Source organism: Pleionea litopenaei (assembly GCF_031198435.1).
Lineage (GTDB): Bacteria > Pseudomonadota > Gammaproteobacteria > Enterobacterales > Kangiellaceae > Pleionea > Pleionea litopenaei.
In genome coordinates, this window is the sequence record NZ_CP133548.1 from 3,251,641 (window position 1) to 3,264,798 (window position 13,158).

13 protein-coding genes are annotated in these 13,158 nt (G+C 44.6%); all 13 read left to right on the top strand.

Annotation, left to right across the window (positions count from 1 at the left end; translation table 11 throughout):
- Positions 1–143 precede the first annotated feature (143 nt).
- The 13 genes from Q9312_RS14620 to Q9312_RS14680 all read left to right on the top strand — a co-directional run bounded on the left by Q9312_RS14620 (position 144) and on the right by Q9312_RS14680 (position 13,146).
- The gene (locus Q9312_RS14620) at positions 144–1,211 is read left to right on the top strand and encodes a pilus assembly protein PilM (protein ID WP_309201597.1); all 1,068 of its coding nucleotides are present in this window, start codon (positions 144–146) and stop codon (positions 1,209–1,211) included.
- Positions 1,211–1,789 carry a PilN domain-containing protein gene (locus Q9312_RS14625; protein ID WP_309201598.1) on the top strand — a complete coding sequence of 193 codons (579 nt, stop codon included), beginning with the start codon at positions 1,211–1,213 and terminating at the stop codon, positions 1,787–1,789. Before Q9312_RS14620 ends, Q9312_RS14625 begins: the two co-directional genes overlap by 1 nt.
- A 1-nt stretch (position 1,790) precedes the next feature.
- Positions 1,791–2,414, top strand: a complete 624-nt coding sequence (locus tag Q9312_RS14630; RefSeq protein ID WP_309201599.1) for a type IV pilus inner membrane component PilO — start codon at positions 1,791–1,793, stop codon at positions 2,412–2,414.
- The gene (locus Q9312_RS14635) at positions 2,411–2,950 is read left to right on the top strand and encodes a pilus assembly protein PilP (RefSeq protein WP_309201600.1); all 540 of its coding nucleotides are present in this window, start codon (positions 2,411–2,413) and stop codon (positions 2,948–2,950) included. Before Q9312_RS14630 ends, Q9312_RS14635 begins: the two co-directional genes overlap by 4 nt.
- Before the next feature lie 52 nt (positions 2,951–3,002).
- Positions 3,003–5,111: a type IV pilus secretin PilQ gene (locus Q9312_RS14640; protein WP_309201601.1), complete on the top strand. Its 2,109-nt coding sequence runs from the start codon at positions 3,003–3,005 to the stop codon at positions 5,109–5,111.
- Between the two features lie 103 nt (positions 5,112–5,214).
- Entirely contained in the window at positions 5,215–5,739 is a 525-nt protein-coding gene (aroK, locus tag Q9312_RS14645; protein ID WP_309201602.1) for a shikimate kinase AroK, read from the top strand.
- 5 nt (positions 5,740–5,744) lie between these two features.
- On the top strand, positions 5,745–6,824 hold the full coding sequence (gene aroB / locus Q9312_RS14650) for a 3-dehydroquinate synthase (RefSeq protein ID WP_309201603.1): 1,080 nt from the start codon (positions 5,745–5,747) through the stop codon (positions 6,822–6,824).
- A gap of 1 nt (position 6,825) precedes the next feature.
- On the top strand, positions 6,826–8,679 hold the full coding sequence (locus Q9312_RS14655) for an AAA family ATPase (RefSeq protein ID WP_309201604.1): 1,854 nt from the start codon (positions 6,826–6,828) through the stop codon (positions 8,677–8,679).
- Positions 8,680–8,738: 59 nt separating this feature from the next.
- Complete coding sequence (gene hemE / locus Q9312_RS14660; protein WP_309201605.1) at positions 8,739–9,809, top strand: uroporphyrinogen decarboxylase; 1,071 nt, start codon at positions 8,739–8,741, stop codon at positions 9,807–9,809.
- Between the two features lie 13 nt (positions 9,810–9,822).
- A complete protein-coding gene (locus Q9312_RS14665; RefSeq protein WP_309201606.1) occupies positions 9,823–10,785 on the top strand; it encodes a hydrolase in 963 nt (320 codons plus the stop codon).
- Between the two features lie 107 nt (positions 10,786–10,892).
- A complete protein-coding gene (gene coaD / locus Q9312_RS14670; RefSeq protein ID WP_309201607.1) occupies positions 10,893–11,387 on the top strand; it encodes a pantetheine-phosphate adenylyltransferase in 495 nt (164 codons plus the stop codon).
- A 92-nt stretch (positions 11,388–11,479) separates the two neighbouring features.
- A complete protein-coding gene (locus tag Q9312_RS14675; protein WP_309201608.1) occupies positions 11,480–11,740 on the top strand; it encodes a YfhL family 4Fe-4S dicluster ferredoxin in 261 nt (86 codons plus the stop codon).
- Positions 11,741–11,925: 185 nt separating this feature from the next.
- Positions 11,926–13,146 carry a methyl-accepting chemotaxis protein gene (locus Q9312_RS14680; RefSeq protein ID WP_309201609.1) on the top strand — a complete coding sequence of 407 codons (1,221 nt, stop codon included), beginning with the start codon at positions 11,926–11,928 and terminating at the stop codon, positions 13,144–13,146.
- Positions 13,147–13,158 lie beyond the last annotated feature (12 nt).

Consider the following 13,158-nt stretch of genomic DNA (forward strand, 5'->3'; position numbering starts at 1 on the left):
TTTGACACAGTATATCGTTGATTAGTTGCTTATGGATATTTTTTTTGAAAAATAGGTGAAATATCGGGAAGTTAGCGCTATTATTTAATGTGAATACACATGTAAATGGTGTAAATATATAAAGTTATAGGAATTTTACGCTTATGCTGGCTCAGCTATTTGGGACAAAACGGCCTTCAGTGGTTGGGTTGGATATCAGTTCAACCTCCGTGAAGCTATTAGAATTGGGGCGCGTCGGATCTCGCTATCGAGTCGAGGCGTATGCTGTAGAACCTTTACCACAAGAAGCGGTCTCCGAACGCGATATTCGCGATCCCGAAGCCGTCGGCGAAGCGATTAAGCGAGTAATGAGTCGCTCAAAAGCCGGAATCAAGAACGCAGCCGTCGCAGTAGCGGGCTCTGCCGTGATTACCAAAACCATTCAACTGGACAAAAACTTGTCTGATGACGATATGGAGAATCAGATACAGGTTGAAGCTGACCAGTACATTCCCTATCCGTTAGAAGAGGTTGCACTCGACTTCGAAGTCATTGGTGAGTCTGAGAAGGCGCCGGACAAAGTCGATGTGTTACTCGCTGCGTCACGGTCAGAGAATGTCTACAGCCGAGCCGATGCGGTCGAACTGGGTGGACTCGAAGCGAAAGTGGTTGATGTCGAAGCTTACGCCATGGAGCGAGCATTCAAGTTGCTCGAAAATCAGCTCCCTGACCAAGGCGAAGGAAAAATCATTGCCATTGTTGATGTTGGTGCCACCATGACCAGCTTGAGCGTTCTAGAAGATTTTAAAACCATTTATACCCGCGAGCAGGTTTTCGGCGGCGCGCAGTTAACGGAAGAGATTCAACGTCGTTATGGGCTGTCATATGAAGAAGCGGGAATGGCGAAGAAACAAGGTGGGCTTCCAGATGATTATGAGCCGGAAGTACTAGAGCCCTTTAAAGAAGCCGTTATTCAACAAGTAAGTCGTTCTTTACAGTTTTTCTACGGTTCGAGTCAGTACAGCGAAGTCGACCATGTCGTTTTGGCAGGTGGATGCGCGGTCATCGATGGTTTAGAAGAAATGCTAGAGGAACGCTTGGGTGTTTCTGCTTCAATCGCGAATCCATTCGCAGATATGTCGATTGCTAATCGAGTGAATGCACAGGCTTTGAGTGTCGACGCGCCGTCCTTGATGATTTGCTGCGGACTAGCATTGAGGAGTTTTGACTGATGGCAAGAATTAACTTACTACCTTGGCGTGAAGAGCTGAGGAAAGAGAAACAGCGTCAGTTTCTGAGTATCTTAGGCTTAGTTCTTGTGCTTGGTGTGGTCGTCGTCTTCTCGTACAAATCGACGGTTGGTTTACAAATCAGTGGCCAGCAAGACCGTAATCGTTTTTTAAATCAAGAAATCGCCAAGCTTGATCTGCAAATCAAAGAAATTGAAAAGCTTGAAGAAGAGCGTCAGCGCTTAATCGAGCGAATGAACATGATCACCACCTTGCAGCAAAGTCGACCAAAAGTGGTTCGAATCTTTGACGAGCTTGTTCGAGCGATTCCGGAAGGGTTAAACCTAAAGTCAATTGAACGCAAACAAGCCAAGTTAATTGTCATTGGTTCAGCTGAGTCTGCTCAACGTGTTACAGCATTCATGCGAAAAATCGAAGAGTCTCCATGGTTGCAAAATGGCACTTTGAAAGACATCGACTCCGACAAAGATTATGGAGCAGGTCGTAAAGAGTTCTCTTTGACAATAGAAGAAGTCACCAAGAAAGAAGGTGAAGTGACCGAAGACAAGGGAGATTCTTAACATGAGTAGTATGAAAGATTTCGATGTTAGTGATCTCGACATTAACAACATGGGGGTTTGGCCCACGCCGGTAAAAGTCATTACTGGTATTTTGGTGTTTGGCCTAGTGTTGCTTCTTGGGTATCAGTTTTTCATCAGTGACGACCTCGATGCCTTGGAAGCGGAAAGAGGCAAAGAGTTCAGACTGAAACAAGATTTTGAAAAGAAGCAACGTAAAGCGGTTCATCTCGAAGATTACAAAAACCAGATGGCTTCTATTAAAAAGGCTTTTGAAGGGCTTTTGAAACAGCTTCCACAGCGCAGTGAGGTCCCTGGATTAGTCGATGAGATTTCCTATGCAGTCACTGGTGCTGGACTCGAATTAGAAAATATTTCTTTGAAAGGCGAAGTGAGTCGTGAAATCTACTTTGAAGAGCCTCTAGAAATCAATGTTTCTGGTGGTTACCATCAAATTGCTGACTTTGTTAGCCGCGTATCAAATATGCCTCGAATCGTAACGTTACACGACTTCACGATCAGAACCACGGATCGAGAAGTGTTCGGTTCGGAGGGCGAGAAAATGTTAGTCATGACAGTAACGGCGAAAACCTACCGATACGCTGAAGTCGGGGAGGATCAACTATGAGAAAACTCCTGACGATTATCAGTGTTGGCTCTCTACTTCTAGCAGGATGTACGTCAAATACGGACGACCTGAATGAGTGGGTGGAGTCGGTAAAAGCCAAGCCCGCAGGTTCAATTACGCCTGCGCCTGAAGTAAAGCAAACTCCAAAGTTTGAGTATTCCGCCTCCGATTTCCGTAGTCCGTTTGCGGAGCTTGAGCCCGAAGTTGAAAGCGAGCTACAAGTCATCGCTGAAGGTTGTGATGCTAGCGTTCAGCCAGATCCCAATAGAACCCGTGAAGACTTAGAACGTTTCTCTCTAGACTCAATGGAAATGGTTGGTGCCATGGCCAAATCAGATGTGAAATGGGGTTTGATAAAAATGTCATCTGGTCCATCTCAAGGCAAAGTTTTTAAAGTTGCTATCGGAAATTACTTGGGTGTGAATCATGGCAAAATAACCGATATCGACGAGTTTCGTATCGTCATCGAAACATTGGTTCCGGATGGTCAAGGCTGCTGGGAAAAGCGCGTAGTCAATATGGCTCTGAATGAGTAAGCGGCAGTAGGAGAAAATAGACATGTTATTGAGTAAGTCGGGGAATCTGACAATGATTACAAAGTTTTTAAAAGCTGCTGTTTTATTCAGTGTGACGGCGCTTTCTGTGGTTGCAAAAGCGAATGAGCTGAATGCGATTAATTTTAATGTGCTTCCGGGCGATCGGGTTGCTTTGCGACTAAGTATGTCAGCTACGCCAGAAGTACCTCGGGTATTTACTACCGAAAATCCTGCGCGTATCGCACTAGACTTCGCGAATACCACCGTTTCATTAGACGACAAGACCATTCCTGTAGCGATTGGCGCAACTCGCAGCATTTCTGCGGTTGAAGCTCAAGGCCGTACTCGTGTGGTTATCAGTCTAGTTGAGTCGGTCAAGTATACAACAGCGGTTGATGGAAACGACTTTATCGTCACTATTGGTGGCGACGGAAGTGCCGCTGCAAGCACTACGACTGCGGCGACAACCACTGGAAATATGTCCGGCACCAGTGCCATGGTACCTAAGCCAGTGGCGGCTCAAGGTAAAGCCATCACAGGCATTGACTTTCGACGCGGTGAGCAAGGTGAAGGCCGCGTGGTTGTAACCTTAGCTAACCCAAATATCGGAATTGATTTACGTCAAGAAGGCCGCGATGTAGTCGCAGACTTTGTTGACGCTGATATCGCAAATGAATTGATTCGTAAGTTAGACGTTATGGATTTCGCAACGCCCGCTAAAATTGTTGAGACAAAGCAAGTTGGTGCGAATACCCGATTAACGATTAAAACAATCAATGAGTTTGAGTTCCTAGCCTATCAGGCTGACACGGAATACACCATTGAGTTAAAGCCTCTCACTCCAGAGGAAGTTGAGCGTCGTCGTTTACAAGAGCCTCAATACACGGGTGAGCGTATGTCTTTAACCTTCCAAGACATCACCATTCGCGCGGTTCTTCAATTAATTGCCGATATCGCAAACGTCAACATGGTAACCAGCGATACGGTTTCTGGGTCGATTACTTTGCAATTGCAAAATGTTCCTTGGGATCAAGCGCTTGATATTATTTTAAAAACGAAAGGTTTAGATAAACGTCAGAACGGCAATGTGTTATTGATTGCTCCTGCTGATGAGATTGCTGCGCGTGAGGCATTAGAGCTTCAATCAGAGCAGCAGGTTGAGCAGTTAGCGCCGCTTCGTTCTGAGTTCGTGCAGGTGAACTATGCGAAAGCAAAGGTTCTATCTGAAATTATTCAAGGCGATAAAACGTCCTTTTTGTCGGATCGTGGTAGCGTAACGGTTGATGATCGTACTAATACGCTTATGTTACGTGATACAGCCAAAAAACTGGATGAAATTAGGCAACTCATTAGAACGCTCGATATTCCAGTTCGACAGGTAATGATTGAGTCGCGAATCGTTGTTGCTGAAGACGGTGTTGGAAGTGAAATTGGTGTTCGCTTTGGTGTGACCGATTCTTCTGATAATTTATTGAACCCGTCCACTGGTGACTCAACCACAATATCAGGAACCAATAACGCGAGTAACTTCTTTGCAGGTTTGAGTTCAGAAGATACTTTACCGCTAAATGAGTCTTATAACGTGAATCTTCCGGTGAGTGAACCTGCTGGAACCATCGGGTTGACCTTTGCGCGATTAAGTGACGGTATTATTCTTGATGCTGAACTATCGGCTTTAGAAAGCGAGAATAAAAGTGAAGTCATCGCTTCTCCAAAGGTGGTGACTGCGAACCAGAAAGAAGCTTATATCGAGGCGGGTGAAGAGATTCCTTATCAAGAGTCGGCTGGTGGTGCGAGTGGCGCGACCAAAATCCAATTCAAAAAGGCGGTTTTAAGTTTACGTGTTACCCCACAGATAACGCCTGATGACCGCATCATCCTTGATCTGCTGGTTAACCAAGATACCCGTGGTGAAGAAACCTTAAGCGGACCTGCTATTAACACCCGAGAAGTCGGTACTCAGGTACTGGTTGATAATGGCGAAACGGTCGTTCTTGGGGGCATTTATCAGCAGCGTAACAATAAAGATGTTAGCAAAGTTCCATTGCTCGGTGACATTCCTGGATTAGGTATTTTGTTCCGACGAACTGTCGAATCGGAAGCCAAATCGGAATTATTGATATTTGTGACTCCAAAAATTATCAAAGAAGGGGTAAGATAAGCCCTCAAAATCGGAGCAAGAGCCCGCTTTGAGCGGGTTCTTGTATTTTTGAGAGGTGAAAAATCTTTTATATCAATAAGATAGGAAAGTGTTGTAGTCATATATGAAGAATAAACGTAACGTATTCTTAGTCGGCCCAATGGGAGCTGGCAAAACTACGATTGGTAAACAGCTCGCAGATATCCTGAAACTCGAGTTTATTGATACCGATCAGGAATTAGAAAAACGCACTGGAGCACCGATCGATTGGATCTTTGATATCGAAGGAGAAGAGGGCTTTCGTGAGCGTGAGCAGAAAATAATCGAAGAACTGACCTCTATGCAAGGCATTGTGCTTGCGACAGGCGGTGGTGCGGTGATCCGTAAGGAAAATCGAATCCATCTGGCTGGACGAGGCGTTGTCGTATATTTAGAAGCCTCTATCGATCAGCAAGTCGAGCGAACTCGTCGAGATAAGCGCCGTCCGTTGTTGCAAAATGATGATCCTGAATCGACGCTAGTCGATCTGATGGAAGAGCGCGATCCACTCTACCGAGAAATTTCAGACTATGTTGTAGCAACTAACGAGAACACGGTCAAAGCGGTAGCGAATAATATTGCAGAGCTCGTACAATCAACACAAATTTAAAGCCTATGAAGCAAGTTTCAGTTTCGGTAGATAACCATCAATACCCAATTTTTATCGGTGAAAACTTGCTCTCCTCTGGCTCATTGATTTCAGATTATATTGCCTCTGATCAAGTTCTTATTGTAACCAACCCAACCGTAAAAGAACTGTATCTCCAACCGCTAAAAGACGCTCTATCCTCATTTCAAGTCGAGGTATTTGAAATGTCCGATGGCGAAGTCTTTAAGTCTTTAGAAACATTCGAAAAAATAATGCAGCAAATGTTGCTGAAAGGATTTCGACGAAATGCAACTATCGTGGCTTTGGGTGGTGGTGTTGTTGGTGATTTAGCGGGTTTTAGTGCTGCTTGTTATCAACGCGGAATCCCTTTTGTTCAAGTGCCAACCACCTTGTTGGCAATGGTAGACTCATCGGTTGGTGGTAAAACCGCGGTCAATCATCCGCTCGCAAAGAATATGATCGGAGCTTTTTATCAGCCGCAAGCCGTTATCGCTGACTTAACTTGCCTCTCATCATTACCAGCTCGAGAATTTTCAGCTGGTATGGCAGAGGTCATTAAGTATGGGTTAATCACTGACTTTACGTTGTTTGAATTTATTGAACAGCAAAGTACTGCACTGCTGGCAAGAGATGCCAAAGCTTTAAGCTCAATAATTGAACGTTGTTGCCAGATTAAAGCCGAGGTAGTCAACGCGGACGAGCGTGAACAAGGCGTTAGGGCTATATTAAATTTAGGTCATACTTTTGGCCATGCGATAGAAAAGGCTGGAAATTATCGACATTGGTTGCATGGCGAAGCGGTCGCTATCGGAACCATGATGGCGTTTCAATTAGCTTGTTGCCATGGACTTATCGAGCAATCTTATGTGGAACGCCTTGAGACTTTATTTTTAGCTTTCAACTTACCCACTAAGGTTCCTTCATCGACCAACGCGGATGAATTATTCGAAACCATGCGGCATGACAAAAAAAATATCTCAGACAAAATTCGATTGATCGTACCTAATGGTTTGGGGACGGTTATCATTACCGAGCAGTTTGATCGCGACCAAATAACGCAAGCAATAACAAGCTGCTTTGATTGATATGACTGGCTCAAAGAATATTTTTCAACAACTCATTAGCGCTAGCCAACGCATTTCGCTTGATAGCCAGTTACAGACCGTTGAAAAACTCGAGCATTTTGCAATTTACTCGGACCGGTTAGTTGGGCTTGTTGGAGATGCAGGTGCCGGTAAGACGACTTTACTCCAATTATTGTCAGAGTCACTTCCCAAATCCATTCAAACCATTTTGGTGGATTGTCGAGATTCGAATTGGTTTGGTCAAATTTTAGAACAACTAAACATAAGCAGTACTGCGGGTAGTACCAGTTTTCAGTTTGGTTTAGCACAAGTATCGCCAACCCAGGATGTTTTGCTTGCGCTCGATAATGCGGATGATTTGACCTTTGAGCATCTAGAAAAGTTAAGCGAAAAAGTAAGAAACGAACACGTACACTGTGTTTTGTCTTATCAAGGAAAGAGTCGAATTCATCAATGGTTTGAGAGTGAAACTAGTAACTCTCTTGAGGTTGATGTTTTAGCGTTAACGCCAGAAGAGTCCGTGATGTTGTGGCAGCAGTTAGCATCAATAGATTCTTCCATCGGAACATCGAGCCTGAGTAGCGAGTTACAGCGGGTGGGGAATCCTGCAAAGATTATTGCTGAAGCGCAAAAATTCTCATTAGATCGCTCGTCTGAGCCATCATCGAAATGGCCTTTTAAAGTGATTCTTACGACCTTTGCAGCGATAGTGTTCGTGCTATTAATTTCTCTGGTTTTATATTTTCAAGACGATATTAACCAGTCGATTACGGGGCCAGGTACAGCGCAAAAAGTCGAAACCAAAAGTAATAAGATTGGATCAAGCTCGGAGAAAAAAGCTTCACCGACAGGTGGTAGCGAATTAGTGACAAAGGACGCTGAACCAGAAGCATCTTCTAAATCAGGCAATCAATCAGAAGTTAAAAAAGACGAGCGTGTTCAGGTGACTGATAAAACGCTTGTGACGGATAATCAACAGCCGCTGAGCGCTGAGAAAAGTCAGTCGCAAGTAAAGCCAACAAGTGACTCCTCGTCAACGGATGTCGGAAAAAACACGGAACAAGCAAGTGACAAAACGACGGTGCAAGATTCGAGTAGAAAAATAGTTGAAGAGGATAGCGTTCCCAAATCAGACTCAGCAGTGACGCCTCTCGGGAATTCGAAAGACACCACTGATCAACTCGGCCAAGAACCCAAAACGCCAGTTTCTGAAAATACCCCAGTCTCGAAGGACCCATCAGTTTCGAAGGACCCATTAGTTTCGAAGGACACATCAGTCTCAAAAGAAAATGATGCTTTGAGTCCTGAAACGAGCGGTCATGGTGAGGTAAGCTCTGGCTCACAGAATTCAAGCTCCGAGACGTTAGCGGATGTGAAGAGTGGCTCGGAAAAGCAAGTTAAGCACCAACAAGAGCCACTCAATTCTGAGTCAAACAATCAGCCGACTAAGAGTGATCCGTCTAATTCTGAAAAGGTCTCGGCGGCAGAAACAAAAACGCCCGCTCGGAATTCTAGTCAAGAGCCGACGTCCATTGCTCAGTTTAATGGCGAAGAACAATACTTGCTCTCTCTTGATAAAGGACTTTGGTTTGTACAGTTGGCTGGCTTCGAGAAACTTCCGCATGTGGTTGAGTTTTTAGAAAGCAATCAATCTGCTGGAGAGTTGCACTTTTATCGAACTGTGCGAAATGGCAAGAATTGGCACGTTATTATTCTAGGCCCTTTTTCCGCTCAGCCGATGGCGGAGCAAGCGATTAAAAGATTGCCTGAACGACTGCGAAAAACCAGTCCTTGGATAAAAGCGGTGTCGCAAGTTCAACGTGAGATTCGCTTACAATCAAGTTTAAGCAATTAATTTTTTAGCATCCCTTCAGATCAGTTAAACTATAGAAAATTTTTACCTTGGAGCATGCTGTGACAGCATTAAAAAATGATCGTTATATTCGCGCTGCTTTGCAGCAGCCCGTTGATTGCACGCCTGTGTGGATGATGCGACAAGCTGGACGTTATTTGCCTGAGTATCGAGAATTGCGTGCTCAAGCTGGAAATTTTATGGCGTTGGCAACGAATCCAGAATTAGCTTGTGAAGTTACCCTACAGCCACTACGTCGGTTTGACCTAGACGCGGCCATTCTTTTCTCAGACATTTTAACCATTCCCGATGCGATGGGGTTAGGCTTGCATTTTGTTGCGGGTGAAGGTCCTGCGTTCCACAAACCGGTGCGAACCGAAGACGATGTGCGAAAATTATTTGTGCCACAACCTGAAGATAAGTTGAAATACGTCACCGATGCGGTCAGTACGATCCGTAAGGCCTTAGACGGAAGTGTGCCATTAATCGGCTTTTCGGGCAGTCCATGGACACTTGCCACTTACATGGTTGAAGGCGGTCCTACCAAGAATTTTTCAATTATCAAAGCCATGATGTATCAACAGCCGCATTTGTTGCATCAAATGCTCGATGTGCTGGCTGACTCGGTTATTCAGTATCTTAATGCGCAAATCGAAGCGGGTGCACAGGCCGTCATGGTGTTCGATACTTGGGGTGGGGTGCTTACGCCTCGTGACTACCGAGAATTTTCATTAAATTACATGCAGAAAATTGTAGCCGGTATTCATCGCACCTATGAAGAACAGCGAATTCCAGTGACACTATTTACCAAAAATGGTGGCGACTGGTTGGCTGACATGGCTGCAACAGGTTGTGATGCCTTGGGCGTTGACTGGACAACTGATTTAGCCGATGCTCGGCAACGAGTCGCTGGAAAAGTGGCACTGCAAGGCAATATGGATCCTTCGGTATTGTATGCCACGCCAGAGCGAATTAAAGCGGAAGTCGCCACGATTCTAAAGAGTTATGGAGCCGGAAGCGGCCACATCTTTAATCTGGGTCATGGTATCCACCAAACGGTTGAACCCGATCATGCAAAAGCATTTGTCGATGCGGTGCATGAGCTGAGTCGACCTTATCATCTAGTTGGATAGATCGCTCTGTTGTATGACTCAAGTCGTTCAGTCATCTTTTTCTCCGCCTTCCATTATTGCTAATCGGCACATTCAAACTCTGTATGGGCCGCTGGCAGTAACGGTGAAGTATCATCCTCAGACCTGGCAATCAGTCACGTTGACGGATGGTGACTTTGTTGAACTAGCTTGGTTTGGTGAACGATCAAAGAGAACACTTCTGATATTGCATGGTTTAGAGGGAAGCTATCGATCGCACTATGTGCAACGGCTTCTGAATGCCTATCTAGGTCATGGCTGGCAAGTTGTGGTGGCTCATTTCAGAGGGTGTGGCCGCAGCTTGAACCGTTTACCAAGAAGTTATCACTCAGGATCTTCTGACGATCTAGCCGACGTGTTGTCCGCATTGAGCGCTCATTCGATTGAAAATTTGTATGCGATTGGTTTTTCTTTAGGGGGCAATGTCTTGCTCAAGTGGTTGGGGGAAAATAAGGTACAAAACAGCATTAGAAGAGCGATGGCGGTGTCTGTTCCATTTAAGCTTGATATTTGTGCAGACTCGATTGATCGGGGTTTTAGCCGCTTTTATCAAAAACATCTGATCGATTCATTAAAATTTAAAGTATCGAAAAAGCATCAATTAGGCGAGAGCGCTCTTCCTAATGCGTTGCTGAATGACTTATCTAGTATCCGCAACTTTTGGCAATTCGATGAGCATTTTACCGCGCCAATGAATGGCTTTTCGGGAGCGAGTGATTATTACGCAAAAGCGTCGTCGTTTCCTTTTATTGCTCGCATTAATACGCCAACGTTGTTGTTGCAAGCCCTCGATGATCCCTTTTTGTCTCCGGAGGCCATTCCTCGTGCGGAAGATTTAGGGCCGTCAGTCACGTTAGAATTAAGTGAAAAAGGCGGTCATGTTGGCTTTCTACAAAGTTTTAATGCTTATAAAGAGTGCTTTATTGCCCAACGAAGTTTTTCTTTTTTTATGGGCTAGGCAGCGTTGATGGTGCTTATTTGACAATGTATTTGTTTCGACCCACACTCCAAGTCAATGGTTGAGTCATACTCAGATTTTTATTACGTGAGGCTATAAAAAGCTCTATGTCAAGAATCATATTATACCCTGGGACTTTTGATCCAATCACTAATGGGCACACAGACTTAGTGATGCGAGCCGCTCGATTGTTTGATGAAGTTATCGTCGCGGTCGCTGAAAACCCCGGTAAAGGCCCTTTATTCAGTATTGAAGAGCGCGAAGAAATGGTCTTGCAAGCAACCGCGCATATTGCCAATGTCAAAGTCGTCGGCTTTTCTGGCTTGTTGGTCGATTTTGCACTGAAACATAAAGCTAATGCGTTGCTAAGGGGGATTCGAGCCGTCTCTGACTTTGAGTATGAGTTTCAGCTTGCAAGCATGAATCGCCGCTTAGCTCCTAATTTAGAAAGTGTTTTTTTAACGCCAGATGAAACCAACACCTTTATTTCATCGACCTTGGTGCGAGAAGTCGCTAAGTATGGTGGAGAGATTTCTGACTTTGTCCATCCGTATGTTGGAGCATGCCTGCGTGATAAGTTTGCTGGGAATAGTTCGAATTAATAGAAGGTTAAAAAATCATCAATGCTATTGCATTGCGTCGCTAAGTCGTTACAATACGCGACCGCAGCCTAGTAGTGAAATGAGAGAGGCCGATGTCTTTATTTATTACCGATGAATGTATTAATTGTGATGTATGTGAGCCTGAGTGTCCTAATGAGGCGATTTATCAGGGCGAAGAGATTTATGAAATCGATCCTGACAAGTGCACAGAGTGTGTAGGGCATTATGATGAGCCACAGTGTCAGCAAGTATGCCCAGTCGACTGCATACCTCTTGATCCAAATAATGAAGAGTCTCAAGAGCAGTTGATTGCTAAGTATGAAAAGCTAACGGGCAATGCTTTTGAAGGTTAATGCCGTATAAGGTTAATGCCTTCAAAGGTTAAGTCACGTTGGTTGTAAAGGCGGGGAAATCCCGCCTTTTTTATGCCTTTTTTTCTCTTTTGACTTCCTCTGCTATAGTTAATTTGTATATTTAGAGCTCTTTTAGGGTTAGCTTTGCCAAAGCATAGCTAAAGGACATCCATTTCTGGACCTATATGAAAGCATCCATCGCCGCATTTTCTGCATTGCTCATTGGTTCGACTCTTGTCGGATATTGGCTTGAGCCAGAGACCCTGTTCACTTGGTTCGTGTTTACCGCGTTTTTACTGGGTTTGTGTATTGCCGTATTTGCTTGGTTGTTCTTAAGAATCATTAGAGCCATCGATAATGAGGTGGTTAAACGACCCGACAAAGTGTTTGATTTCGCGACAGAGTTACCTGTGTCGAGTAGAACACAGCTGGTACATAAGCTACTTATGCGCGTCAATGATCGGTTAAAACTGGCGGATCAACTGCTTATATCGGTACGCAATTCGGTAGCGCGATTAGTGCCTATGTCCGAAGGTGTGAGAGACACACAAACACAGTTTGAGCAAAGCGCGATTATAAACCAACGTCGAAACAGCCAAATATTCGACGGGATAAAAAAGATACGTCAATCTAATGACGAAGTATCTCATGATATTGAGCAAGCCTTTGACAGCATTATCAAAGAAAAAGTATTGGTCGAAAAAACTCAACAAGTGATCGATAAAGCCGTTTCTAGTATCAAACAGCTGGTGAGCAATGTGCATGATGCGGAACAAAAGATCACCCAGTTAAAAGAGGCCAGTGAGCAAATTGACGGGATAATCCAAACCATTAGCTCCATTGCCGATCAAACCAATCTACTGGCTTTAAATGCGGCCATTGAAGCTGCTCGTGCCGGTGAATCTGGACGAGGGTTTGCTGTGGTAGCTGACGAAGTTCGAAAACTAGCTTTGCGAACCCATGACTCGACCTTAGAGGTAAGCTCTCGAGTTGAGCAAATTCAATCACTTACCCATACGGCTTATCAAAGTATGCAGGAGGGCACTGCGGTTTCCGAAAGTGCCGTCGAACAAACTGATCTTACCTACAGTTACTTGCAGCAAATTGCACAAGCCTTAGCCGAGGTTTCTAGTACCGCAGATAGCATGAAGCTTTCTTCTGAAGCAGAGCGAAAGGCGACATTGAAAATGGTGCAAGCAATCGAAGAGTTAGTCACATTTAATGAAGAAGCCCTAGAAAACTCTCGTTTTTCGACTATGTCAGCGGACGATTTGATTAAGCTGAGCAACGTCATCTTAGAAAAACTTGATGGATTTGGTGTGAGCTCCAGCGAGCTTGATTTACAATTACGCAGTACGTCTCGCGTTACTCAACCAGCTCGAGGCAGTGACATCGAATTGTTTTGATTTGAGTGTGGT